The following is a 24,061-nucleotide window of genomic DNA, read 5'->3' as shown; positions in this document are numbered from 1 at the left end:
GCTAGAGTGGACGGCAGTGCTGGTTCGCCCCGGTCCGACGAGACCGGACCGGGGCGTCGTAAGAGGGAACCCGGTGGAAATCCGGGACTGCCCCGCAGCGGTGAGTGGGAACGACCGCCGTCATCAAGCACTGGGCCGCCAGGCCTGGGAAGCGACGGCCAGTAGGAATGTGCCAGGCGCCCGCAAGTCCGAAGACCTGCCCGCACCGCGCGCACCGACCGGTGTGCGCCGCCGGTGATCCCGCGGGAGGGTCAGGTGCCTCGTTTCAGCGTGCCTCCTCTCGTGGGCCACCGGCCTCTTCGAGGGAAGGAAAAACCTGTCGTGACAACGCCTTTCGGGCAGAGCACTGTGCTCGGCTACCCGCGTATCGGCGCCAACCGTGAGTTGAAGAAGGCCGTCGAGGCCTACTGGGCCGGCACGATCGACGCCGCCGCACTCGAGCGGACAGCCGCCGGGCTGCGGGCCGAGGTGTGGCAGACGCTGCGCAACGCCCGGCTCGACGCGATCCCGTCCAACACGTTCTCGTTCTACGACCACGTCCTGGACACCGCCGTCGCCGTCGGCGCCGTCCCGGACCGGTTCGACCGGCTGGGTCTGTCCGAACTGGACACCTATTTCGCCATGGCTCGCGGAGCCGACGCCGAGCCCGCGCTCGAGCTGACCAAGTGGTTCGACACCAACTACCACTACCTGGTCCCCGAGATCGCCGACGAGACCACCTTCCGGGCGCGGCCGGACAAGCCCCTGCGGGAGTACGCCGAAGCCGCCGCACTCGGCATCATCACCCGCCCGGTGCTGGTCGGACCGGCCACGTTCCTGCTTCTGGCCAAGCCCTCCGCGTCGAGCGGGCTGCCGTTCGACCGCCTCGGCGAGCTGACCGACACGTACGCGGAGATCCTGGGTCGCCTCGCCGACGCCGGCGTGCCGTGGGTGCAGCTGGACGAGCCGGCCTACGTCACCGACCGCACGCCGGCGGAGATCGACGCGCTGCGCGGGGTCTACCACCGCCTCGGCGGCCTCGAACGACGGCCGCAGATTCTCGTGGCCACCTACTTCGGCGAGCTCGGCGACGCCCTGCCCGCGCTGCTCGACACCCCGATCGAGGCGCTCGGCCTGGATCTGGTCGCCGGCCGGGGCAACCTGGCCCGGCTGGCCGCCGCCGGGCCCCTGCGCGGCAGGACGATCGTCGCCGGGTTGGTCGACGGGCACAACGTCTGGCGTACCGACCTGCGCGCCGCGGCCGCGATCGGAGCGACCGTCACCGGGCTGGCCGACCACGTCGCCGTCTCGGCGTCCTGCTCGCTGCTGCACGTCCCGGTGGACCTGTCGGTCGAGAAGCGCCTGGACGCGGACCTGGTCGCCCGGCTCGCGTTCGCGCGGCAGAAGGTGGACGAGATCGTGCTGCTCGGCCAGGCGCTGCGCGACGGCGCCGCCCACCTCCCCGAACCGCTGCCCGCGACCCCGACGTCGTGGCGGCACGACGGCGTACGGACCCGGGTCGCCGCGCTGAGCCCGGCCGACCGGCAGCGCGGCGCCTACGCTGAACGGGCCGCCGCCCAGCAGGCCCGGCTCGGCCTGCCGGATCTGCCCACCACGACCATCGGCTCGTTCCCGCAGACCGCTTCGCTGCGGCAGGCACGGGCCGCGCTGCGCGCCGGAACCCTGTCCGCCGCCGATTACGCCGCGCTCATGAAGAGAGAGGTCGAGCACGTCATCCGGTTGCAGGAGGAGCTGGGCCTGGACGTTCTCGTGCACGGCGAACCCGAGCGCAACGACATGGTGCAGTACTTCGGCGAGCAGCTCGACGGGTTCGCGGCCACCGACCTGGGCTGGGTGCAGTCGTACGGCTCCCGCTGCGTACGCCCGCCGATCATCTACGGCGACGTGGCCCGCCGCGGCCCGATGACCGTCGAATGGTCGACGTTCGCGCAGTCGCTCACCGACCGTCCGGTGAAGGGCATGCTCACCGGCCCGGTCACCATCCTGGCCTGGTCGTTCGTCCGCACCGACCAGCCCTGGGCGGACACCGCCGACCAGGTCGCCCTGGCCCTGCGCGACGAGACGGCCGACCTGGAACGAGCCGGCATCAAGGTGATCCAGGTCGACGAACCGGCCCTGCGGGAGGCCCTGCCGCTGCGCCGGGCGGATCAGAAGGCGTATCTGGACTGGGCGGTCGGTTCGTTCCGGCTCGCCACCAGCGGCGTCGCCGACGACACCCAGATCCACACTCACCTCTGCTATTCCGAGTTCGGCGAGGTCATCACGGCCATCGACGCCCTCGACGCCGACGTCACCAGCATCGAGGCGTCCCGGTCGAAGATGGAGGTGCTCGGCGACCTCGCCGCGATCGGCTACGCCCGTGGTGTCGGCCCCGGCGTCTGGGACATCCACTCGCCCCGGGTGCCGTCGCACGACGAGGTGGCCGAATCGCTGCGCCGGGCCGTCGCCGCGGTGCCGGCCCGCCGGGTCTGGGCCAACCCCGACTGCGGCCTCAAGACCCGTGGCTACCCTGAGGTCGAGGCGTCGCTGAAGCACCTCGTGGCAGCCGCCGCCGAGGTGCGGGGAGCGGTCAACGGCTGAGCAGGCGCTGCCAGTGCTGACGCCGGACCTCGTCCGGCGTCAGCACGCAGTCGCCGCAGAATCCGCCGCCGGGGATCCGGTAGTAGAGGCAGCAGTTGCGGCGCACCAGGAACCAGCGCGCCCGGTGCGGATCAGGCCGGTGCAGGGTGGCCATGCCGGCCAGGGGCGGCTCGGCGAGCAGGCCGGTGACGATCGTGGCCGCACGCTCGGCGGCGGCGGAATCGTGGGCATTGTCGGCGATCATGCCGGCCGCCCCGCCCAGAGCCGAGGCCACGTTGCCCCACAACACCTGCGGCGACAGGGCGAACCGGCGGCGGAAGACTTCCAGTACCGGGCCCACGAGGTGGTCGATCGCCATACCGCCTTCGGCGGCGCTCAGGCCGTCGTACGCGATCGGCATCGGACCGCCCTCGACGGGCCGCCACCACAGACGAGCCGGGTCGGCCAGCGGCACGAGGCCGGTGAGCGCGGCCGCCGCCAGTACGGGCGAGACGAGCCGCGAGGCCAGCCCGAGGAAGATCGTGGAGGCGACCACCCGCTCGCCGATCTCGTCGCGGCCCAGGCCGGACATGCGCAGAAGCACCCGCCGCCCGGCCTCGACCCGCTCGGCCACGACGGCCGGGTCGAGCAGCTCGGCGAAGGGCCGCCACCCGGGCTCGGCGTCGCGCGGCTGCCAGACGAAATACGGCCCGAGCCGGGCCGCCGCCCGCATGGCCGGACCGGCGTCGACCTCGGGTCTCGGCACGGCACTCACTCTACGACCGGCCCGGCCACGGCAGCGACCGCGCGGGGCGTCACCGGCCGGGGGCCGGGATGACGGAGAGGTCGAGCGCAGGCGGGGAGGCCGGCGACGCCCGGGCCGCCGGCCCGCACCCACGAGACCAGGTCGGCCTCGACCTCGGGGTTGAGCACCAGGCCGAACCAGACCATGGTGAGGGAACCATCGGGCTCCGCGCAGCGACTACCCGGCATGGAGTTCGGGGAGCACGGGCCGGCAGCGCCCACAACCGGCGCGCGGTACTGCCGTGCCCGGCGGCGGCGCGGTGCGGGGGCCGGAGGCGCGCTCACTGTGCGGCACGGGGTGGGCGGGCTGCTTTTCGGCCGTACCGCGGCGGTTGTCGTCCCGGCCGCGCCCGGTCGCTCGTGGCGGGGCGGGCTGGTTGTCGCTGCGGCCCTGGGGGTCGTCCTGACGGCGATGACGCTGCTGTGGACCGGTGCGTACATCGCGCCCGCCGAGGCGAAGGGGCCCTGCCCGGTCCGGAAGTCCGCGGTCGCGTACGCCGGAGGGCGGCACCTGCTGCTGCGGGCGGAACCGGTGCGCAGCGGAACAGCGCTGGTGCACCTCTGTGCGGACAGGGCGGCCGGTCGTATCCGTTCCTGGACCCTCGTGCCCGGCTCCGGTGAGCCGATCGCTGCGCAGGTGGTCGCGCCCGGCATGGCCCTGGCGACCGTGCCGCTCGCGGCGGGCCGGCGCACCGAGATCACCGTCGTCGCCCGTCCCGAGGCCGGCCCGCCACTCGTCTTCGCGACCCGGCTCACCGGCGCCAGCTGACCAGCTCGTCGATCGGCCGGCGCTGCTCGGCGAGCCGGGCGGTGGGGACGGCCGGGTCGTCGGCGGGGTGGCCGAGCGTGAGCACCCCGGCGACGGCGACGTCGCCGGGCAGGCCCACGGCGGCGGCCAGGGCGGCGAGCTCCTCGGGCGGCGCGGGGCTGTAGAAGCCGCTGGCGAGTCCTTCGTCGGCCGCGGCCAGTTGCAGCAGGGTGAACAGCGCGCCCGCGTCGAACCACCAGAACGGCACCGGCCAGGGAATCTCCTCGCCGTCCGCCTCCAGCTTGTCGGTCTCGGTGTAGCGCTCGTGGTACGACGCCTCGCGGATGCCCAGGACGATCTGCACCGGCGCCTGCGAGATCCACGGCTGGAAGCCCTGTTCGAGGTACCAGGGCTCGGCCACGGCGGCCAGCGCGGCGCGGGTGTCCGGATCGGTGACGACGACCAGGCGGTGACCCTGGCTGAAGCCGGCGCTCGGCGCGCGGTGCACGACCTTGACGATGCGGGCGATCACCTCCTCGGGAATCCGGTCGGTGCGATAGTTGCGGACGATCCGCCGGCCGCGCAGCGCTTCGCGGAACTCCATCAGATCCCTCCGGTGATCAGGTACTGCGTCTGCACATCGTGCCCGGGCGCCACGCCGTACTTCTGGTCGAGGTCGTAGATCGCGGTCAGGGGAGTGACCGTCACCCCGGTCAGGCCGGCCTCCTCGAGCACGGCGGCGGTCACCGCGTCGAAGCTCCCCGCCGGCAAGTCGGGTGCGACGGCGTCGCCGAGGCGGAAGTCGACGTCCTTCACCGTGGCTCGCGCCTGCTCCAGCATCCCCTCCGACAGGTCGATGCCGGTGACCCGGTGGCCGAGCCCGGCCAGCACCGACGCGACCCGGCCGCTACCGACGTCGAGCACGTCGAGGGGCGTGGCCGGCAGCGCGGACGACCAGACCTCCGACCAGGCGGCGGTGTCGTCGGCGAGCCGCTCGGGCCGCAACTGGTGCTCGGCGTAGCCCGGCGCGCGGCCGGTCCAGTAGTCGTTGATGCTGTCCTGCGCGGTCACGCGGCCTCCTCGGAGAACGGGTGGAACAGCAGGTGCGGATGGCCGTCGAGGTCGAGTCGCTTGATTCCGATGCCGTAGACGGGTTCGAGGACGGCTGGGTCGAGCACCTCGTCGACCGGCCCGGCCGCCACCACCTGGCCCCGGCCGAGCAGCACCAGGTCGTCACAGTAGCGAGCGGCCAGGTTGAGGTCGTGCAGCACCACGACCGAGCACGTGCCGAGCCCGCGGACCAGGCCCAGGACCTCGTGCTGGTAGCGGATGTCGAGGTGGTTGGTCGGCTCGTCGAGCAGCAGGTGGGTGGCCTGCTGGGCGAGCGCCCGGGCGATGAGCACCCGTTGGCGTTCGCCGCCGGACAGGCCGCTGAACGGGCGCGGCCCGAGGTGGGTGGCGCCGACGCGGGCCAGGCACCGGGCGGCGATCTCGTGGTCGTCACGGCCGGCGCGCTGAAACGTGGACAGGTGCGGGCTTCGGCCGAGCAGCACCATCTCGGCCACGGTCAGCGCCGTTTCGCCGCCGTTCTCCTGCACCACGACGGCCATGCGCCGCGCGGTCTCGCGGGGTGAGAGCGACGGCAGCCGGTCACCGTCCACAGTGATCCGACCGGTCGGGCTGCGCAGGGCGCCGTGGAGCAGTCGCAGCACCGTGGTCTTGCCCGAGCCGTTGGGTCCGATGAGTCCCAGCACCCGGCCGGGCAGTGCGGCCACGCTGACGCCGTCGATCACCGGCGTGGCGCCGTACCGCCACGACACCGCGGACGCCTGGATCACTGCCGGAACCGTTCGACGATCTTCTCGAGGCCGTCGACGGACAGCGGCGACGGCGGCTCGGTGAAGTTGAAAAGCTGGGTCATGACGGCCTTGTCCCGTACGGCCTTGAGTTTCCCGGCGCCCGGCAGCCTGGTGACGGCCTGCTCGACCTGCGCGGGGTCGCCGTCGCCGTGCAGGAGGATCAGCACGTCGGGATTGCGGCCCAGCAGTTCCTCGAGGGTCACCTCGAAGACGCGTTCCTTGTTGTCGCCGAAGACGTTCTCGAACCCGGCCGCCCGCAGCTGCGGGTCGGCCATGCTGGCGGCTCCATAGGCGTACGTCACTCCACCGCCGACCGTGGGGTAGAGCACAGCGGCCGTACGGCCGGTCGGCTCGCCCTTGAATTTGGCCATGCGCTCCTTGAGCGCCGTCACCGCGGCCGTCGCCTCGGCCGGCCGTTCGAAGATCTTCCCGTACGTGTCCAGCTGCCGGTAGATGTCGTCGAACGTCGGCGCGCTGGTGGTGCCCGGGCACATCGCCGGCTCCTCGAGCAGCGGGATGCCGACGGCGGAGAGGCTGTCGCGTGACAGGTTGTCGACCTCGCCGAGCACCAGATCGGGCGTCTGGCTGATCACCACCTCCTTCGAGATCTGCAGGTGGCCGCTGGTGTCGGTCTTGTCGGTGAGCAGCGGGATCCGGTCGAGTTCGGCCAGGGTGGCGGTGTCGTAGTACGCCTTCGGGTACTGCCCGGCGCGGGCGGTCACCTTGCCGAGCACGCCGAGGTCGTGCAGGTAGGGCACGGCCGCGCTCTTGAGCATCACCAGGCGTTCGGGCGCCTTCTCGAAGATGACGTCGGCGCCGCAGTTGCGGACCGTCAACGGGAACTCGTCGCCGGGCGCGGACATGGAGGAGTTCTCGGGGGCCTCGCAGCCGGCGGCGAGCAGGAGCACCGCGGAGAGGGTGGCGATCTTCTTCATGACTGGCCTCCGTGCAGTCGGCGGATGAGGACGAGCAGGAACGGGGCGCCGAGCAGCGCGGTGATGATGCCGATGGGGATCTCCTGCGGGGCCAGCAGCACCCGGGCGATGACGTCGGCCCAGACCAGCAGGATCGCGCCCAGCAGGGCGGCCACCGGCACCACACGGACGTGCGGGGCGCCGACCAGCCGGCGGGCCAGATGCGGCACCACGAGCCCGACGAAGCCGATGCTGCCGGCCGCGGAGACCAGCACGCCGACGCAGAGCGAGACCACGACGAGCAGACGCAGGCGGAACCGGTCGGGGTTCAGGCCGAGGGTGTGCGCGGTCTCGTCGCCGATGGCCAGGGCGTCGAGCCGGCGGCCGGTGACGGTCAGATAGACCGCTGTGCCGCCGATGACGACCGCCGCGAGGGCCAGCAGCGCGTCCCAGCGGGCCAGGCCGAGCGAGCCGAGCAGCCAGAAGATCACCGACCGGGCGCCCTCGGCCGACCCGGACGCGAAGATGAGGAAGCTGGTCGTCGCGTACAGGGCGTAGCCGACCGCGACGCCGGCCAGCAGCAACCGGATCGAGGTGACCCGGCCGCCGCTGCGGGCGACCAGGAAGACCAGCAGCGAAGCGGCCAGCGCGCCGAGGAAGGCGCTGGTCGACAGCGCGTACTGGCCGAAGCCCGCACCGGCGCCGAACAGGATGGCCGCGGCGGCGCCGCTGGAGGCGCCCGAGTTGATGCCCAGCAGGTAGGGGTCGGCGAGCACGTTGCGCACCATCGCCTGCAGCGCGACGCCGCAGACGGCCAGCCCGGCGCCGACCAGCAGGCCGAGCAGCACCCGGGGGAACCGCACCTGCCAGACGATCGCCTCCTGCGGCGGCGTCCAGGTCACCGCGCCCAGGCCGAACAGCTGGCGGCCGAGGATGCGGGCCACGGTGCCGGGGCTGATCGCGATCGCCCCCGTGCCGACCGCGGCCACCGCGGTGACCACCAGGAACGCGGTCAGGGCCAGCAGCCACAGCGTGGTGCGACGGCGCTGCGCGCGGAGCCCGAGCACGTCATGCACTACGGAGGTCAACGCCACCCCTTCGTTGTTGCCAATTACTTGCAACAACCTACCAAGGTGATCGTCGGTGGGCTATGCCCCGTTCTGCGGGCGGACGATGCCCGCGTCGTAGGCGTAGACGATGGCGGCGGCCCGGTCGCGGGCGCCGAGCTTGGTGAACAGGGTGCCGACGTGGGTCTTGACCGTGGTCTCGGCCAGCACCAGGCGGTCGGCGATCTCGCGGTTGGAGGCGCCGCGGGCCATCAGGCGCAGCACGTCGAGCTCGCGGTCGGTCAGGGCGCCCAGCCGGCGGTCCGGCCCGCTCGACGGGCGGGTCTGACGGCGGCACGAGTCGAGGATCGGGCCCAGCAGGGTGCCGTCGATCCAGGTGCCGCCGGCCGCCACCGTACGGATGGCCTCGATCAGGTTCTCCGGGGTGGCCGACTTGAGCTCGAAGCCGGCTGCGCCCGCGTCGACGGCCGACCACAGGACGTCGGTGTCGCCGAACGTGGTGAGCACGCAGACCGGGGGACCGCCGGCCGCGCGCACCCGGCGGGTCGCCTCGACGCCGTCGACCCCGGGCATCTTGACGTCCATGCAGACGACGTCGGCCACCCGCTCGGCCAGCGCCGGCACCACCGCGGCGCCGTCGCCGCACTCGGCCACCACCTCGAGGCCGGGCTGGCTGCGCAGGATCAGGGCGAGCCCGGCCCGGACCATCGGCTGATCGTCGACGAGGACCACCCGGATCACGCGGGCACCCCGGCCAGCCGGCGGGGCAGCACCGCCTCGACCACCCAGCGGCCCTCGGCGGGGTGGGCCTGGAAACTGCCGCCGATCGCCGCCACCCGGTGGTCGAGCCCGGCCAGCCCGACCCCGCGGCCGTGCGCGGGGCCCGGCTTCAGTTCGCTCGACACGCGGACGAGCAGGCCGTCGCGGTCGACCACGATGCCGATCGACGCGTCGGCCGTACGGGCGTGCTTGGCGACGTTGGTGAGCGACTCGCGCAGGACGTCGTGCAGCACTATGCGCGGGGCCGCGGCCACCGCTGTCATGTCGCCGCGCACCTCGACGTCGAGGCTCATGCCGGCCTGGCGGTAGGTGGCCAGCAACTGGTCGAGCTCGACCGGCGGGAGCGCGGGCGACCCGTGGTGCATGAGCGAGAGCGCCTGGCGCAACTCGTCCATGCCGGCCCGGCCGACCGCCTCGGCCTGGCGCAGCGCCTGCTCGGCCTCGGCGGGCGACGACGGAATCAGCAGACGGGCCCCGGACAGGTGCAGCAGCACCACGCTGAAGCTGTGCCCGACGAGGTCGTGCAGGTCGCGGGCGATGCGCTGGCGGTCCTCGGTGACCGCGATGTCGGCCAGCCGGTTCCTCGTGCGTTCCAGCTCGTCGATCAGGGCGAACTGCCGGGCCACCACGTGGCCGAAGCCCCAGCCGATCAGCAGGCCGCTGAACCACAGCCAGGCCCCGATGCCGCGGTGCCAGTTGCTGGTCTCGAGCGCCCAGATCAGGAACGGCGAGAAAAGGCAGGCCAGCATGGCGGTCAGATCGGCCCGCGTACGACGGTCGGCCGCGACCACAGCCATGCCGACGACCACCACCATGTACGCGCTGTGGGTGACCACGAAGGCGTCGCCGATCACCGTCGGCCCGGTCAGCCAGGCCAGCAGCAGCCACCCCGGCATCGACGGCCACCGGGCCCGCACGATCAGGGCCGGCAGCATCACCACCGCGACGATCCAGCCCCACCGCTCGGTGTAGACGAGGCTGAGCACGCCCAGCCCGGTGCCGAGGACAGCGGCCCCGCCCACGAACTCGCCGCGGTCGGTCAGCAGTGAAGGCATGGGAGGAATATAGGTACCCCAGTGCCGCGACGCCTCCTACTGCGGTAGGAACGCCCGCGCGGATTCGCACCACGGAACGACGACATCGACGGCCGCACTCCCGAGACTTTCCCTGGCAATGCCCACGTCGCCAGAGGAAGAGGCTGTCATGTTCACTGCGCTCGGGAGGTTCGTCGTCCGGCGGGCCCGGCTGACGCTGCTCGGTTCGTTGGTGGTGTTCGCGGTGACCGCGGTGCTCGGGGCCGGGGTCTTCGCCGGCCTGGCCAACGGCGGCTTCGACGACCCGGCCTCCGACTCGTCCCGGGCGGCCGCGATCCTCGAGGACGACTTCGGCGCCGGCCCGCCCAACATCGTGCTGGTCGTCACGGCCAACGGCGGCACCGTCGACGCGGCCGAGGCGGCGGCGGCCGGTCAGGCGCTCTCCACCGGGGTGGCCGCCCTGGAGGGCATCGAAGAGGTCACCTCGTACTGGACGGCCGGTCAACCGCCGGCCCTGCGCTCGGACGACGGCCGGGAAGCGCTCGTGCTGGTGCGGGCGGGCGGCGACGACACCGCGACGGAGGAGGCCGTGGCGCTCGTCCGCGACCGGTTCGGCGGGGAACGCGGGCCGATCACCACCGAGATCGGCGGTCAGGCCGCGTTCGGCGAGGCGCTCGGCCACGGCCTCGAGGAGGACCTGGTGCTCGCCGAGTCGATCGCGATCCCGTTGACGCTGCTGTTGCTCCTGTTCGTCTTCCGCGGTGTCGTCGCGGCGCTGCTGCCGCTGGTCGTCGGCGCCTCGGCCACGGTTGGCGCCTTCTTCGTGCTGTGGGCGATCTCGCAGGTCACCGACGTGTCCGTCTTCTCGATCAACCTGGTCACGGCGCTCGGGCTCGGCCTGGCCATCGACTATTCGCTGCTGATCGTCTCCCGCTTCCGCGAGGAGCTGACGGCCGGCCACGAGGTCGGCCTGGCGGTGATCCGCACGGTCGAGTCGGCCGGCCGCACGGTGCTGTTCTCCGGCGTGACCGTGGCCGTGGCGCTCCTCGCGCTGATCGCCTTCCCGCTGTTCTTCCTGCGGTCCTTCGCGTACGCCGGGGTGGGCGTCGTGCTGGTGGCCGTGCTCGCCGCCGTGATCACCCTGCCGGCGCTGCTGGCCGTGCTGGGTCACCGGGTCAACGCGGGCAAGCTGCCCGGCGTCGTGCGCTCCGACTCCCCGCGCTGGGCCGGGATCGCCGAGCGGGTGCTGCGCCGCCCCGGTCTGGTCACCGGCGGCGTGGTCGCGCTGCTGGTGCTGCTCAGCCTGCCCGTGCTCGGCACCAGTTTCGGCAACCCCGACGCCCGCGTGCTGCCGGCCGACGAGCCGGCCCGGGTGGCCACCGAGAAGGCGCAGCGCGAGTTCGGCTTCGCCGCCGAGGCCTTCCCGGTCGTGGTCGAGGGCGCGGCCGACCCGGCCCGGATCGACGCCTACGCCGCGGCCGCCTCGCGGCTTCCGAACGTGGCCGAGGTCGTGACCGCCCGGGGCGCCTGGGCCGGCGGTCAGCGGGCGGGCGAGCCGGCGCCCGACGCGCAGAAGTTCCGCGCCGCCGCGGGGGAATGGTTGGAGGTGGTGCCGTCGGTGGTGCCGATCTCGGCGGAGGCCGAGGATCTCGTCCGGGACCTGCGGGAACTCGACGGCGACGTGCTCGTCGGAGGCGGCGCCGCGCAGCTGGCCGACACCAAGGCGGCGATCCTGTCGGTGGCGCCGTGGGCCGCGCTGTGGATCGCGGTCGCGACGTTCGTGCTGCTGTTCCTGATGTTCGGCAGCTTCCTGGTGCCGCTGAAGGCGATCGTGCTCAACACCCTCAACCTGACGGCGATGCTCGGCATCGTGGTCTGGATCTTCCAGGACGGAAACCTGTCCGGCCTGCTGGACTTCACCGCGACCGGGTTCACCGACATCGCGATGCCGCTGCTGATGTTCGCCGTGGCGTTCGGATTGTCGATGGACTACGAGGTCTTCCTGCTGGCCCGCATGAAGGAGGAGTACGACCGCACCGGCGACAACCACGCCGCGATCGTCACCGGCACAGCCAAGACCGGCCGGATCGTGACCGCCGCCGCGCTGGTCCTCTCGATCACGTTCTTCGCGTTCGCCACCAGCGGCATCACGTTCATGAAGATGTTCGGCCTGGGGCTGGGCCTCGCCGTCCTGATCGACGCCTTCATCGTCCGGGCGACGCTGGTTCCCGCCCTGATGAAGCTGGCCGGCAAGGCGAACTGGTGGGCCCCCGGGTGGGCGCGGCGCCTGCACGCCCGAGCCGGCCTGGACGAATCGGGCGGCACGCTCTCGACCGAAGCCGACCGCCGGGAGGAGCGGTCGTTAGTCTGAACCGGATGTGACCAGCGGTGCGGAAGGATCAGGGCGAGCCATGCAGCAAGCGAAGGTCGGCCACGGTGTCGTCAGCGGCACGTTCAGCCTCGACGGGCAGACGTACGACGTCGACAACAACATCTGGGTGGTCGGCGACGACGCCGAGTGCGTGGTGATCGACGCGCCGCACGACGTCGACGCGATCCTGGCCGTGGTCGCCGGCCGCACGGTCCGCGCGATCGTCTGCACCCACGCCCACGACGACCACGTCCGGGTGGCGCCCGCGCTGCGCGAACGCACGGGCGCCCCGATCCTGCTGCACCCCGACGACCGGCCGCTGTGGGAACTGACCCACGGCGCGTCGGTCGCCTGGGACGCCGACCTGGCCGACGGCCAGAAGATCGAGGTGGGCGGCACGGCCCTGACCGTGCTGCACACCCCGGGCCACGCGCCCGGCGCGGTCTGCCTCCACGCCCCCGACCTGAACGCTGTCTTCACCGGCGACACCCTGTTCCAGGGCGGCCCGGGCGCCACCGGCCGCTCCTACTCCGACGCCGACGTCATCGTCGCCTCGATTCGCACCAAGCTGTTCGCCCTGCCCGGCGACACGGTCGTACACACCGGCCACGGCGACGACACCACGATCGAGCAGGAGCGCGCCACCCTCGGCGACGCCTAGCGGGCAGCCGCCGCACCCCCGGCGTCGAAGGGTGATGACTCCGGCGGCGCTGGTCGCGCCGACCGTCGGCCTGCCAATCGCCTGCCATTGCCAAGAAGTTGCAATAATTTCTAGGCTTCTTGGTGTGTCGCTCGTCCCCCCACCCGGGCCTCAGCGGGCACTCGCCGCCTCCAACTTCGTCTTCACCGTCGGCAGTGGCCTTTACCTGACCGCCGGCGTCCTGTACTTCACCGAGGCCGTCCACCTGCCGCCCGGCCAGGTCGGGTCGGCGTGACCTCCGGCGTCCCGGCCTGGGTCGCCGCCGTGTTGCTGGTGGCCGCGGTGGTCGTCCACACGCTGGGCGAGCTGTGGCACGCGGCCGGTGGGTTCGAGGTGTCGTTCGCGTTCGCGCCGCCCCACGCCACCGGGCAGTACCTCGGAGTCTTCGGGCTGGGCGCCGGGCTGGCCGAGGCGGTCGGGCCCGGCCTGCTCATCGGCCTCTGCATCACGTGGGGCCGGCCCGGCTGGTACGTGGTCGGCGCACTCCTCGCGGCGGCCGGCGCGCTCGTGCCGTGGGCCGTGCGTGACGCGGGTCGCATGTCACAGGCTGCGGGGCTGTCCGGTCGAAGCTGACAACCGAGACAGCTACACGAAGGAAGTGACGGACATGAAGATCGCCGTGCTGGGTGGGACCGGGCTCATCGGCTCGCAGGTCGTCACGCTGATGCGCGAGCACGGGCACGACGCTGAGCCGTTGTCGCCGGCCAACGGTGTCGACCTGCTCACGGGCGAGGGACTCGACGCGGGGCTCAAGGGCGCCGACGTGGTCGTCAACCTGACCAACTCGCCGACGTTCGACGACAAGTCGATCGATTTCTTCCGCACCACGATGGACAACATGCTCGCGGCGGCCGAGCGCCAGGGGGTCGGCCACGCTGTGATCCTGTCGATCGTCGGTGTCGACCAGGTGCCGGGCCTCGACTACTACAAGGCGAAGGTGCTGCAGGAGGAGATCCTGAAGGACGGGCCGGTCCCGTGGTCGATCGTGCGGGCGGGCCAGTTCTTCGAGTTCATGAAGTCGGTGCTGTCGTGGGTCGTCGAGGGCGACAAGGTCCACCTGCCCACGACGCCGGTGCAGCCGCTGGCGTCGGCCGAGATCTCCCGCAAGGTGGCTCAGGTGGCGGCGGGTCAGCCGCTGAACGGCATCGTGAACATCGTGGGCCCCGAGGTGTTCCCGCTCGACGAACTGGGCCGGATCGCCCTGGCCGCCAAGGGTGACCCGCGCACGGTCGTCACCGACGACACCGCGGGCATGTTCGCCGCCGTCCAGGGCGACGTGCTCACCGGCCCGGCCGACGCGGTCATCGCCAAGCAGACCTTCCGCGAGTTCCTGGCCGCCCAGAAATAGAGAGCGATTCAGAGGCGCTGGGCGCCGAGAACCGAGAGCAGTTCCAGCTTCTCGGCGCTCTCGGTGCCCGGCGTCGCCGTGTAGACCACCAGCTGCTGCGACTGGTCGGGGTCGATCAGCCGCTGGCAGAACAGGTCGATCGCGCCCACCTGCGGGTGGACGAGCCGCACCTGGCCGCAGTAGGGCCCGGCCACCGGATGCTCCCGCCAGAGGGCCGCGAACTCGGGACTCTCGCGCAACAGGGCCGCCACGAGCGTCCCGGCGCGGGAGTCCTTGCCGTCCCGGGTGTACGACGAGTGCAGGTCGGCCACGACCAGCCGGCTCTGCTCGTCGTGGTTGTCAGGCGGATACGCCGACCGCGCCGCCGGATCCGTGAACCAGCGGTAGTGCTTGCTGCGCGGCAGTCCGCTGTGGACACTGTCGTCGCCGATCAGCGCGACCGACAGCGGCGTCTGCAGCAGCGTCTCGCCGAGCGGGCTCACCACCTGCGCCGCCGCCCCCTGCAGGCCGTCGAATATGCGCCGCATGCCCGGGTTGATGTGGTCGGTGTCCGTGGCCCGGCGTCCGGTGGCGTACCCAGCCAGCCGGAACAGGTGCTCGCGCTCCTCCATCGAGAGTCGCAGCGCGCGGGCCAGCGCCTCCAGGATCTGCTCCGAGGGGTGCGGCCCGCGCGGCTGCTCCAGCCGCGTGTAGTAGTCGATCGACATGCCGGCCAGCACCGCGACCTCTTCCCGCCGCAGCCCCCGCGTCCGCCGCCGGCGGCCGCGGGGCAGCCCCACGTCCTCGGGCTGCAACGCCTCCCGGCGGGTGCGCAGACAGTCGGCGAGCAGAGCGCGGTCCATGGTCAGATCCTCGGTTCCCCGCCGGAGGCGGTGAGTTCGGTGCCGCCGCGACCCGCAACGAAGTCCACGCCGGCCAGTTCGGCCGACACGGCCCACAGCCGCCGGGCCGCGGTCAGGTCGCGGGCCGGGCGGTAGATCGCGAGCTCGGTCGGCTTCCCGGTGAACTGCCCGATCCCGTCGGGCCCGTAGAGCCGCCCGCCCCGCGCCGCCTCACTCGTGGCCGCGTACAGCGCGGGCTGAAGACCCTGCTCGACCCCCTGGACGAAGACGCCCCAGCGAGCCAGCCGCGACATGATCGCCTCGAGGCGGGCCGGCTTGTCGCGGCCCAGGTTCGGACCGGCGGAGTACAGGCCGGTCAGGGTCGTGCCCGGGTGCGCCGCGTTGCTGACGATGTCCCACCCCTCGGCCCGCGAGCGCCGGTCGAGTTCGAGCGCGAACAGGAGGTTCGCGAGCTTCGACTGCCCGTACGCCTTGATGGCCGCGTAGCCGTGCGCGCTCTCCAGATCGTCCCAGTTGGCCCTCGCGTTGCGGGCGGCGCTGCTCGTCATCGTCGTGACCCGGGCCCGCCCGGCGCGCAACTGCGGCAGCAGCCGAGCCGTGAGCGCGAAGTGCCCGATGTGGTTGGTGCCGAACTGCAGCTCCAGGCCGTCGGCGGTGGTGTGCCGGACGGGGGGCGCCATCACGCCGGCGTTGTTGATGAGCACATCGACGGGACGGTCGACGGTCTCGGCGAACGCGGCCACCGACGCCAGCGACGCCAGGTCGAGCGCGGCCAGGGTGACACGGGCCTTCGGCGCCTCGGCGCGGATGCGGGCGACGGCGGCCCCGCCCTTGGCCGGATCACGGACGGGCAGCAGCAGCTCGGCGCCCGCGACGGCCAGGCGGGTCGCCAGCCCCAGGCCCACGCCGCTGCTCGCCCCGGTCACCACAGCCAGCTTCGTACTCACGAGAAACTCCCAGGTCAGAGAAAGGATGTGACTTCACCTTGGCGCGGGTCGGCGGCGGTAACCATGGTCTACGAGTACAAGCTCCAGCGCCGCAGCTTGTCGGGGTTGAGCACGATCCAGAGCGAACCGATCTCGGCCGGGAAGCCGTTGGCCACCAGAACGGCCAGCGGTGACCCGTCGGCGCGGCGGGCGGCCAGGCCGGGCAGGCCGTTCACCGTCTCGCGGGTGAGCAGCGCGCCGGCGAGCAGGGTGAGCAACAACGAAGCGACCTCCGCCGCGCCTCGCACGGGCTCGCTCGGGGCGGACACCAGGCCACCGCCGTCGCAGACGGCCACGACGCCGGGGGCCAGCAGGGACTCGACCGTCGCGAGGTCAGCGGCTTCGCAGGCGCCGGCGAGCAGGTGTAACGGATGCATCGGCCGGGTGGCCCGGATCAGGCACGGGTGCCGGCGGTGGCGCGGACCGGCTCGCCGCCGGTCTCGAACGCCCGGCGCGGGTGCTGCACGGAGGCCAGCGAGACGATGTCGCGCCCGAAGAGGACGGCGGTCGCCCACACGGCGAGCACGCGAACCTTGCGCTCCCAGGTGGGCACGGCGAGCACGTGGTAGCCGCGGTGCATGACCCAGGCCGGGAAGCCCTTGATGACGATCCCGTGCCACTGGAAGATGCCGCGGCCCAGGCCGAGGGTCGCCACGACGCCGAGACTGGCGTGCTTGTACGGCTTGGCCCGGCGCCCCCGCAACGCGGCGATCACATTCCTGGCCACGAGCTTTCCCTGCCGTACGGCGTGCTGGGCGTTCGGCACGGTCGCGGCGCCCGGCTGGTCGATCGCCAGGTCGGGCACCGCCGCGTCGTCACCGGCCGCCCACGCGTCCTCGACCGGCTCGGCGTCCGTGCCCACCCTCAGGTCGGCCCGCACCACGACCCGGCCGCGGGCGTCGATCGGCAGGTCCGTGTGGTTGTGCACCAACGGGTTGGCGCCGTTGCCGGCCGTCCACACGATCAGCTCGGAGTCGAACTCCTCGCCGGTGGAGAGCACGACGCGCCTGCCGGCGGCCGAGCGCACCTGCGCGTTCAGATGCACGTGGCCGCCGCGCTGCTCGAGATGCCGCACCACCCAGCGGCCGGGCTCGTCGGTCACCTCGGGCAGGATGCGGTCGCGCGCCTCGACGAGATGAAAGCTGAGCTCCGACGGGTCGAGCTCGGGATACTTCTTCACGAGCGCCCGGCCCAGCGACATGAGCTCGCCGAAGCCCTCGACGCCCGAGAAGCCGCCGCCGACGAAGGTGGCGGTCAGCAGCCGCTGCCGCTGCGGGCCGCGGGGCAGCGTGGCCGCCTGGTCGAAGGCGGTCAGCAGCCGGTCGCGGATGGCCACGGCCTCCTCGACGTGCTTCATGCCGATCGCGTTCTCGGCGACGCCCGGGATGGCCAGTTTGCGGGTCACCGCCCCGGCGGTGACGACCAGGATGTCGTACGCCAGGGGAAAGCTCTCGCCGGCGGCCGGCTGCACCATGACCGTGCGGTGCGCGTGGTCGATCCGCGTGACGCTGCCGTTGACCAGGCGCGTGCTCTTCAGATGGCGGCGCAGCGCGACAGCCGCGTGCCGCGCTTCGACCGAACCGGCCAGCACCTCGGGCAGGAAGGGCTGGTAGGTCATGTAGGGACGCGGATCGACGACGACGACCCTCGCCTCGTCCCGGCGGAGCTTCTTCTCGAGCTTCCAGGCCGTGTAGAAGCCGGCATAGCCACCGCCGACCACCAGGATCGTCCGCATCGTGCCCTCTGTTTCTCCCGCCTGCGGCGGGCATGACGAGCTTGTCGCCCGCTAAGACCGGGGACGGCACGGATCTGTGACAGCCGCGGGTCAGCTCACCGCGGCGATCTTCTGCGGGTTCATCATCCACAGCACCTGCTCGATGCCGTCCTCCGACGCTTCGACGGTGAGCACCGCGAGAATCTCGTCGCCGCGCTGCAGCACAGCGCTGGGCCGGCCGTTGGCGGTGATGAACCGGACCTCGACGCCCTCCCACCACCAGGCCGAGAAGGCAGCGACGTACTTGGCCACACGGGCCGCGCCGACGACCGCGCGGCGCGAGACCTGCCGGGCGCCGTTGCCGTCGGAGATGCTGGCGACCTCGGCGGCGAACAGCTTCTCGAGCCCTTGCATGTCGCCGTTGCGGGCGGCCGTGATGAACGTGGCCAGAAGCTCGCGCTGGGCTGTGGTCGACACGGGCGCCTTGCGCTCGCCGGTGACGTGCTTGCGGGCCCGGCTCACCAGCTGGCGTACGGCCGGCTCGTTGCTCTGCAGGATGTCGGCGATCTGGCCGTACGGATAATCGAAGGCCTCGCGGAGCACGTAGGCCGCCCGTTCGTGGGGCGTCAGCTTCTCGAGCAGCATCAGCACCGCGAACTCGAGGGCGTTGCCCGTCTCCGCGCCCAGATAGGGGTCGGCGCTGGTGTCGACCGGCTCGGGCAGCCACGGGCCGATGTACGTCTCGCGCCGCACCCGCGCCGACTGCAGATTGTTGATCGCGAGCCGGGTCGTGGTGGTGGCCAGGAAGGCTCCGGGGTTCACCACGGTGTCGCGGTCGTAGGTCTGCCAGCGCAGCCAGACGTCCTGCACCAGGTCTTCGGCCTCGGTGGCGCTGCCGAGCATGCGATAGGCGATACCGAACAGCCGGGGCCGCGCCTCCGTGAACACCCGTGCTGCCTCGTTGAGATCACCCAGACCCATTCGCGCCCCCTCCCGGCACCTCATCCTGGCCCCCCGACCAGCCCGGATGCCAGGAACGAGACCAGTGACGATCGACTCCGTCACAGATCGGGGAGCTGTCCGGTCACCGCTGACGGACCGAGTTTCCACTCCCGAGGGGAAAGATCATGCCCGAGAACACCAAGCCCACCGTCCTGCTCGTGCACGGCGCCTTCGCCGAGGCCGCCAGCTGGAACGGCGTCATCGAGCGCCTGGCCGGCGAATCGCTCGACGTGGTCGCCGTCGCCAACCCGTTGCGCAGCCTGGCCGGTGACGCCCAGTACGTCAGCGACGTCATCGACGGGGTCGGCGGCCCGGTGCTGCTGGTCGCCCACTCGTACGGCGGCATGGTCGTCACCGAGGCGGCGGCCGGCAACGACGAGGTCAGGGGACTCGTCTACGTCGACGCGTTCGCCCCGGACACGGGGGAGTCGGCGTTCGCGCTGTCGCTGAAGTTCCCCGGCAGCACGCTCGGCGACGCGCTCGCCGCCTACCCCGTCTCCACGGGCGGCAACGAGTTCACCATCCGCCGCGACGTCTTCCGCCGCCAGTTCTGTGCCGACGTCCCGGAGGCCGAGGCGGCGCTGATGGCCGCGACCCAACGCCCGGTCACCGAGGCCGCCCTGTCCACGGGCCTGTCGGCCGACGAGCCGGCCTGGCGCTCGATCCCGTCCTGGTTCGTCTACAGCGACGCCGACCTCAACATCCCGGTGGAGCTGCACCGCTGGATGGCCGGCCGGGCCGGCGCCAAGACGGCCCGCGAGATCCCCGGCGCCTCGCACGCCCTGAGCGTCAGCCGGCCCCAGGCCGTCGCCGACGTCATCCTCGAAGCGATCGCCGCCGCCTGACCTCGCCGGTAGCCCGCGTCGCCGCCGGTTCGTCACCGGTAATCCGCGTCGCCGGCGGGGTGGCCGGGTGCCATCACCTCGGCGAAGTACCGGGGGAAGTCGGGCCGCGTGCCGTCGGCGTCGGTGACGCCGTAGGCGGCGGCGAGGTCCGCGCTCGACAACGTCTGCCCGCTGAACCGGGCGGCGCCGGGATCGGCGGCGAGCGCGGCCACGCCCCGGCCGACGTAGTGGGGGGACTCGCTCGCGCAGAAGTGCGGGTCCCTCGCCGTTCCGTCGCGCCAGTTGTGCTCGCTCACCCCGAACTCGTCGAGCATCCGTTCCGACCGCAGCCACCCCGGCGTGACCGCGACGGCCACGCCGCCGTGCGGGCGAAGCTCGACCGCCTGTGCCTGGGCGAGCCTGATCACCGAGGCCTTGACCAGGTCGTAGTAGACCGAGTCGCGATAGTCCCCGTCGATCGCCTTGCCGTCGGTCATCTCGACCACCACCCCGCCCGGTCGCCGGATCAGCAGCGGCAGGGCGTGGTGGCTGGTGATCAGGTGGGTGTCGACGCCCTGGTGCAGCAGGCGCAGCCCCCGGTCGAGGTCGTGCTCCCAGATCGTGCGGCCCCACTCGGTGAACATGTCACCGCCCCACACGCTGTCGACCAGCACGTCGAGCCGCCCCTGCTCGGCGTCGATCCGCCCGGCGAGCGCCGCCACCTCGGCCGGCACGCTATGGTCGACCCGGACCGCGATGCCGGCGCCGCCGGCCGAGTCGACCGCCGCGGCCGTCTGCTCGATCGTCTCGGGCCGGTCCATCTCGGAGCGTCCGGCCCGCGTGCTGCGCCCGGTGACGTAGACCGTGGCGCCGAGCGCGCCGAGCGCGACGGCGATGGCCCGGCCGGACGCCCGGGTCGCCCCGGCCACCAGCGCGACCTCGCCTTCCAGAACACCGGTCATTCAGCACCTCTCAGCGGGCCGGCGTCGGAACCTCGGCGGGCCCGGACCTCAGGGCGCCATGGCCGTGAACACGTTCCGGCTGAAAGACTTTCGAACCCCGACATGCGCCGCAGCCCACGTCGCACCGGTGACAGTGATCGTCCGGGACCTGACGTGGCCGAGGAGCGTTCTCATGCCCGAGAGCGTAGGCGGGGGGTCCGACAAGTTCAGGCGATGAGCACGAACGCCAGCGCGAGCACGGCCGGAGCCGTCTGGACGTAGAGGATGCGGCGGCTGGCGGTGGCGGCCCCGACGATGCCGGCGATCGCCACGCACGCGAGGAAGAACACCTTGGCGCCGAAGTTGTCCGCGACCAGCCCCCAGATCAGCCCGGCGGCCAGGAAACCGTTGTAGAGCCCCTGATTCAGCCCCAGCGTCTTCGTCTGCAGGGCAAATTCCGGGGTGAGTCCGAACGCGCGCTGCCCACGCGGGGTGGTCCAGAGAAACATCTCCAGGACCAGGATGTACGCGTGGATGAGCGCGACCAGCGCCACCAGCACGTTCGCAATGATGATCACCGCGACAGGCTACCGGCTCTTGACAGTGGGCCCCGTCACAGCGGATAACTAACGTACCAGTCCGTACATTAGCGAACCGCGGGAGCGACGAGCATGCGCTGTGGCTTGATCGGGGCCGGCATCGGCACCTCCCTGTCCCCGGCGCTGCACGAGGCCGAGGGCCGCAGCCACGGCCTCGACCTCACGTACGACCTGTTCGACACCGGATCCCCGGCTGCCCTGGGCGACCTGCTCACCCGGGCCGAGAGCGAGGGCTACGCCGGGCTCAACATCACCCATCCCTTCAAGCAGCAGGTCATCGGTCTGCTCGACGACCTGTCCCCGCAGGCCCGGGCGATCGGCGCGGTCAACACTGTCGTCCTCCGCGACGGCCGGCGGTCCGGGCACAACACCGATGCGTACGGGTTCACCGAGGCCTACCGCGACCTCGCCCGAGGCCGGGTCGTCCAGACCGGCGCCGGCGGGGCCGGCGCCGCCTGCGCCTATGCCCAGCTCACGCTGGGCGTCGAGCACCTGACCGTCGTCGACCCGGACGCGGGCCGGCGCGAGCAGCTCGCCGCCCGGTTCTCCGATCCCCGCCTCTCCGTCGCCGCGCCGGCCGATCTGCCGGCGGCGATCGCGAAGGCCGACGGGCTGGTCAACGCCAGCCCGGTCGGCATGCGCGCCCACCCGGGACTGCCCCTGCCCACCGAGCTCCTCCACCGCGGCCTGTGGGTGGCCGACATCGTCTACATGCCGGTCGTGACGCCGCTCCTGCGAGCGGCCCGCGACGCCGGGCTGCGGGCCGTCGGCGGGACGGCGATGTGCGCCTACCAGGCCGCCGCCGCCTTCGAGCTGTTCACCGGGCGAACCCCCGACACCGCGCGGATGCTGCGCCACCTCGATGCCGTACTCCACGACAACGGAGCCCGCCATGAATCCCTCCCGTACCCGGATCCCCGCTGAGACCCGTAACCTTCCCGAACCCCTGTCCCTGCGCCGGATGATCGGTCCCGGCGTGGTCGCCGTCGGCATCGGCATGGCCGCCGGCGAGATCATCCTGTGGCCCTACCTGACCGCGATCGGCGGTCTCGGCCTGCTCTGGCTGGCCTTCTGCACCCTCGCCGTCCAGTTCGTCATCAACATGGAGATCGAGCGCTACACGCTGGCCACCGGCCAGACCGTGGTGGCAGGCTTCTCCCGCTGGTGGAAGGGCTGGGGGATCATCATCTGCCTGGCCGGGGCCTTCCAGTACGCCTGGCCCGGCTGGGCCACGAGCGGCAGCACCGTGCTGACCTACCTGGTCGGCGGGGGCGACCCGGTCTGGATCACCGTCGTCACCCTGGTCGCCATCGGTGTGCTGCTCTCGGTGTCCAAGGTGGTCTACAACACCGTCGAGCGCGTCGAGATCGTCAAGGTCGGCCTCACGATCTTCTTCCTGATCGTGGTGATCGTCTTCGTGATCTCGCTCGGCACGTGGGGCGACGGCGCCCGGGCCACGGTGACCGAGTTCGGGCAGATCCCCGAGGGCATCACGTTCACCCTGCTGCTGAGCGCGATCGGGGCGGCCGGTGCGGGCGGCGTCCACAATCTGGTCCTCAGCAACTGGATCCGCGACAAGCGCTACGGCATGGGCGCGCACGTGCCGCGGCTGGTCTCGCCCATCACCGGACGCGAGGAGGCGGCCGGCACCGACCTCTACGCCTTCCCGGCGGACGAGCAGAACCTGGCCCGCTGGCAGGTCTGGTGGAAGCGGGCCAACGCCGAGCACCTGGTCACCTTCGTGGCGGTCTGCTTCGTGACCATCACGGTCATGTGCCTGCTGGCCTACCAGTTGCTGTTCGGCCGGGACGACATCAAGAACGACACCTCGTTCCTGCGCATCGAGGCCGACATCCTCTCGGACCAGGTCGGCGGCTGGCTCAAGCTGCTCTTCCTGGCCGTGGCGACCGTCTCGCTGTGGGCGGCCGCGATGGGCCTGCTCGACATCATCGGCCGGGTGGCCGGCGACTTCCTGCGCCGCAACTATCTGCAGACCTCGGCCCGCTGGACCGAGCCGCGGCTCTATCTGACCGTCGTCTGGGCCGAGATCGTGCTGGGCTCGTCCATCCTGCTGGCCGGCTTCACCCAGCCGCTGGGCCTGCTCATCGTGTCGACGTGCGCGGCCTCGGTGGTCACGCTGCTCTACTCGGTACTGCTGGTGCGTCTCAACCTCAAGGACCTTCCTTCCGCCGTACGGCTGGGCGGCTGGCGCCTCGGCGGGATGCTCGTGGCCATCGGGTTCTACGGCTTCTTCGCGGTGGCGATGGTGATCACCCAGTTGCAGCGGCTCTAGCCACCCAGCCGGTAGCCGACGCGCGGCACGGTGTGGATGACCGGCGGGTCGCCGAGCTTGCGGCGCAGCGTCATCACGGTGACCCGCACGGTCTGGGTGAACGGGTCGGCGTTCTCGTCCCAGGCCTGTTCCAGCAGGTCTTCGGCGCTGACGACCGCCCCGTCGGCCCGCAGCAGCACGTGCAGCACGGCGAATTCCTTGGGGGACAGTCGCAGCGGCAGCCCGTCGCGCGAGGCGGTGTGCCGGGGGATGTCGAGCGTGATGCCCTCGCGGTCGAGCACCGGGCCGTGCGCGGCGTTGGCCCGGCGGCCGAGGGCCTGCACCCGGGCGACCAGTTCGGCGAAGGCGAACGGCTTGGTCAGGTAGTCGTCGGCGCCCAGCCCGAGCCCCTCGACCCGGTCGCGGATGCCGGCGGCCGCGGTGAGCAGCAGCACCCGGGTGTCGAGCCCGGCCGCGATCATCTCGCGGCAGACCTCGTCGCCGGTGGCGCCGGGCATGTCCCGGTCGAGCACGGCGACGTCGTAGCGGTTGACGGTCACCCGCTCCCTGGCCGCCTCGCCGTCGTACACCACGTCGACGGCCATCGCGAAGTCCCGCAGCCCGTCGGCCACGGTGTCGGCGAGCACCCTCTCGTCATCGGCGACCAGAACACGCATGGACAGCACGATAGCCCGGT

The 24,061-nt window shown here is 72.1% G+C and carries 27 protein-coding genes and 1 riboswitch; of the genes, 10 read left to right on the top strand and 17 right to left on the bottom strand.

Annotated features, from left to right (window positions below; translation table 11 throughout):
- Positions 1 to 3 precede the first annotated feature (3 nt).
- Positions 4 to 218: riboswitch (cobalamin riboswitch) on the top strand.
- A 103-nt stretch (positions 219 to 321) separates the two neighbouring features.
- On the top strand, positions 322 to 2,580 hold the full coding sequence (gene metE, locus KXC43_RS01000; protein WP_221373929.1) for a 5-methyltetrahydropteroyltriglutamate--homocysteine S-methyltransferase: 2,259 nt from the start codon (positions 322 to 324) through the stop codon (positions 2,578 to 2,580).
- Here metE and KXC43_RS00995 read toward each other — a convergent pair.
- Both KXC43_RS00995 and KXC43_RS00990 read right to left on the bottom strand, forming a co-directional pair.
- Positions 2,570 to 3,325 (bottom strand): (2Fe-2S)-binding protein, encoded by a 756-nt coding sequence (locus KXC43_RS00995; protein ID WP_308128914.1) that lies wholly within the window; start codon positions 3,323 to 3,325, stop codon positions 2,570 to 2,572. The genes metE and KXC43_RS00995 overlap by 11 nt on opposite strands.
- Positions 3,326 to 3,330: 5 nt before the next feature.
- A complete protein-coding gene (locus tag KXC43_RS00990) occupies positions 3,331 to 3,510 on the bottom strand; it encodes a hypothetical protein (RefSeq protein ID WP_221373928.1) in 180 nt (59 codons plus the stop codon).
- Positions 3,511 to 3,649: 139 nt separating this feature from the next.
- Between KXC43_RS00990 and KXC43_RS00985 the strand changes: the two genes are divergently transcribed.
- Positions 3,650 to 4,132, top strand: coding sequence for a hypothetical protein (locus KXC43_RS00985; RefSeq protein WP_221373927.1), 483 nt, complete (start codon positions 3,650 to 3,652; stop codon positions 4,130 to 4,132).
- On the opposite strand, the gene KXC43_RS00980 is transcribed toward KXC43_RS00985, so the two are convergent.
- From KXC43_RS00980 to KXC43_RS00950, 7 genes are read right to left on the bottom strand one after another with little or no spacing between them, the layout of a single operon-like run.
- The gene (locus KXC43_RS00980; protein WP_221373926.1) at positions 4,116 to 4,715 is read right to left on the bottom strand and encodes a nitroreductase family protein; all 600 of its coding nucleotides are present in this window, start codon (positions 4,713 to 4,715) and stop codon (positions 4,116 to 4,118) included. The genes KXC43_RS00985 and KXC43_RS00980 overlap by 17 nt on opposite strands.
- Positions 4,715 to 5,182, bottom strand: a complete 468-nt coding sequence (locus tag KXC43_RS00975) for a class I SAM-dependent methyltransferase (RefSeq protein WP_221373925.1) — start codon at positions 5,180 to 5,182, stop codon at positions 4,715 to 4,717. Before KXC43_RS00975 ends, KXC43_RS00980 begins: the two co-directional genes overlap by 1 nt.
- A complete protein-coding gene (locus KXC43_RS00970; protein WP_221373924.1) occupies positions 5,179 to 5,949 on the bottom strand; it encodes an ABC transporter ATP-binding protein in 771 nt (256 codons plus the stop codon). Before KXC43_RS00970 ends, KXC43_RS00975 begins: the two co-directional genes overlap by 4 nt.
- On the bottom strand, positions 5,946 to 6,905 hold the full coding sequence (locus tag KXC43_RS00965) for an ABC transporter substrate-binding protein (RefSeq protein WP_221373923.1): 960 nt from the start codon (positions 6,903 to 6,905) through the stop codon (positions 5,946 to 5,948). The genes KXC43_RS00970 and KXC43_RS00965 overlap by 4 nt, the downstream gene beginning before the upstream one ends.
- Entirely contained in the window at positions 6,902 to 7,972 is a 1,071-nt protein-coding gene (locus KXC43_RS00960; RefSeq protein WP_221373922.1) for a FecCD family ABC transporter permease, read from the bottom strand. The genes KXC43_RS00965 and KXC43_RS00960 overlap by 4 nt, the downstream gene beginning before the upstream one ends.
- A 60-nt stretch (positions 7,973 to 8,032) precedes the next feature.
- A complete protein-coding gene (locus KXC43_RS00955) occupies positions 8,033 to 8,692 on the bottom strand; it encodes a response regulator (protein WP_308128913.1) in 660 nt (219 codons plus the stop codon).
- The gene (locus KXC43_RS00950) at positions 8,689 to 9,786 is read right to left on the bottom strand and encodes a sensor histidine kinase (protein ID WP_221373921.1); all 1,098 of its coding nucleotides are present in this window, start codon (positions 9,784 to 9,786) and stop codon (positions 8,689 to 8,691) included. The genes KXC43_RS00955 and KXC43_RS00950 overlap by 4 nt, the downstream gene beginning before the upstream one ends.
- 148 nt (positions 9,787 to 9,934) lie before the next feature.
- Between KXC43_RS00950 and KXC43_RS52325 the strand changes: the two genes are divergently transcribed.
- From KXC43_RS52325 to KXC43_RS00925, 5 genes are all read left to right on the top strand, one after another.
- Positions 9,935 to 12,136: an MMPL family transporter gene (locus tag KXC43_RS52325; protein ID WP_221373920.1), complete on the top strand. Its 2,202-nt coding sequence runs from the start codon at positions 9,935 to 9,937 to the stop codon at positions 12,134 to 12,136.
- Between the two features lie 40 nt (positions 12,137 to 12,176).
- On the top strand, positions 12,177 to 12,797 hold the full coding sequence (locus tag KXC43_RS00940) for an MBL fold metallo-hydrolase (RefSeq protein WP_221373919.1): 621 nt from the start codon (positions 12,177 to 12,179) through the stop codon (positions 12,795 to 12,797).
- A 124-nt stretch (positions 12,798 to 12,921) separates the two neighbouring features.
- Positions 12,922 to 13,071: a hypothetical protein gene (locus KXC43_RS00935; protein WP_221373918.1), complete on the top strand. Its 150-nt coding sequence runs from the start codon at positions 12,922 to 12,924 to the stop codon at positions 13,069 to 13,071.
- A complete protein-coding gene (locus tag KXC43_RS00930; RefSeq protein ID WP_221373917.1) occupies positions 13,068 to 13,409 on the top strand; it encodes a hypothetical protein in 342 nt (113 codons plus the stop codon). Before KXC43_RS00935 ends, KXC43_RS00930 begins: the two co-directional genes overlap by 4 nt.
- A gap of 34 nt (positions 13,410 to 13,443) precedes the next feature.
- Positions 13,444 to 14,184, top strand: coding sequence for an SDR family oxidoreductase (locus KXC43_RS00925; RefSeq protein WP_221373916.1), 741 nt, complete (start codon positions 13,444 to 13,446; stop codon positions 14,182 to 14,184).
- Between the two features lie 8 nt (positions 14,185 to 14,192).
- Here the strand turns inward: KXC43_RS00925 and KXC43_RS00920 are convergent, their stop codons facing one another.
- From KXC43_RS00920 to KXC43_RS00900, 5 genes are all read right to left on the bottom strand, one after another.
- Positions 14,193 to 15,026: a helix-turn-helix transcriptional regulator gene (locus KXC43_RS00920; RefSeq protein ID WP_221373915.1), complete on the bottom strand. Its 834-nt coding sequence runs from the start codon at positions 15,024 to 15,026 to the stop codon at positions 14,193 to 14,195.
- 2 nt (positions 15,027 to 15,028) lie between these two features.
- Entirely contained in the window at positions 15,029 to 15,973 is a 945-nt protein-coding gene (locus tag KXC43_RS00915; RefSeq protein WP_308128912.1) for an SDR family oxidoreductase, read from the bottom strand.
- Between the two features lie 68 nt (positions 15,974 to 16,041).
- The gene (locus KXC43_RS00910; protein WP_221373914.1) at positions 16,042 to 16,389 is read right to left on the bottom strand and encodes a sigma-70 family RNA polymerase sigma factor family protein; all 348 of its coding nucleotides are present in this window, start codon (positions 16,387 to 16,389) and stop codon (positions 16,042 to 16,044) included.
- Between the two features lie 17 nt (positions 16,390 to 16,406).
- Positions 16,407 to 17,747 carry an NAD(P)/FAD-dependent oxidoreductase gene (locus KXC43_RS00905; RefSeq protein WP_221373913.1) on the bottom strand — a complete coding sequence of 447 codons (1,341 nt, stop codon included), beginning with the start codon at positions 17,745 to 17,747 and terminating at the stop codon, positions 16,407 to 16,409.
- Between the two features lie 90 nt (positions 17,748 to 17,837).
- Positions 17,838 to 18,707: an RNA polymerase sigma-70 factor gene (locus KXC43_RS00900; protein ID WP_221373912.1), complete on the bottom strand. Its 870-nt coding sequence runs from the start codon at positions 18,705 to 18,707 to the stop codon at positions 17,838 to 17,840.
- A gap of 146 nt (positions 18,708 to 18,853) precedes the next feature.
- Here KXC43_RS00900 and KXC43_RS00895 point away from each other — a divergent pair, with 146 nt between their 5' ends.
- On the top strand, positions 18,854 to 19,573 hold the full coding sequence (locus KXC43_RS00895) for an alpha/beta fold hydrolase (RefSeq protein ID WP_221373911.1): 720 nt from the start codon (positions 18,854 to 18,856) through the stop codon (positions 19,571 to 19,573).
- Between the two features lie 32 nt (positions 19,574 to 19,605).
- Here the strand turns inward: KXC43_RS00895 and KXC43_RS00890 are convergent, their stop codons facing one another.
- A complete protein-coding gene (locus KXC43_RS00890; protein ID WP_221373910.1) occupies positions 19,606 to 20,514 on the bottom strand; it encodes an SDR family oxidoreductase in 909 nt (302 codons plus the stop codon).
- Positions 20,515 to 20,720: 206 nt separating this feature from the next.
- Positions 20,721 to 21,071 carry a DUF1304 domain-containing protein gene (locus tag KXC43_RS00885; RefSeq protein ID WP_221373909.1) on the bottom strand — a complete coding sequence of 117 codons (351 nt, stop codon included), beginning with the start codon at positions 21,069 to 21,071 and terminating at the stop codon, positions 20,721 to 20,723.
- A gap of 93 nt (positions 21,072 to 21,164) precedes the next feature.
- On the opposite strand from KXC43_RS00885, the gene KXC43_RS00880 reads away from it, so the two are divergent.
- Together KXC43_RS00880 and KXC43_RS00875 are read left to right on the top strand one after the other, a co-directional pair.
- Complete coding sequence (locus KXC43_RS00880; RefSeq protein ID WP_221373908.1) at positions 21,165 to 22,016, top strand: shikimate dehydrogenase; 852 nt, start codon at positions 21,165 to 21,167, stop codon at positions 22,014 to 22,016.
- A complete protein-coding gene (locus tag KXC43_RS00875; protein ID WP_221373907.1) occupies positions 21,985 to 23,385 on the top strand; it encodes an Nramp family divalent metal transporter in 1,401 nt (466 codons plus the stop codon). Before KXC43_RS00880 ends, KXC43_RS00875 begins: the two co-directional genes overlap by 32 nt.
- Here the strand turns inward: KXC43_RS00875 and KXC43_RS00870 are convergent.
- Entirely contained in the window at positions 23,382 to 24,041 is a 660-nt protein-coding gene (locus KXC43_RS00870) for a response regulator transcription factor (protein WP_221373906.1), read from the bottom strand. The two genes, KXC43_RS00875 and KXC43_RS00870, sit on opposite strands and share 4 nt — an antisense overlap.
- Between the last annotated feature and the right edge of the window lie 20 nt (positions 24,042 to 24,061).

Origin of the sequence: Paractinoplanes polyasparticus (assembly GCF_019710575.1) — a bacterium.
In the GTDB taxonomy this organism is placed as follows: domain Bacteria; phylum Actinomycetota; class Actinomycetes; order Mycobacteriales; family Micromonosporaceae; genus Actinoplanes; species Actinoplanes polyasparticus.
This window is presented reverse-complemented; position numbering and strand designations above follow the sequence as displayed.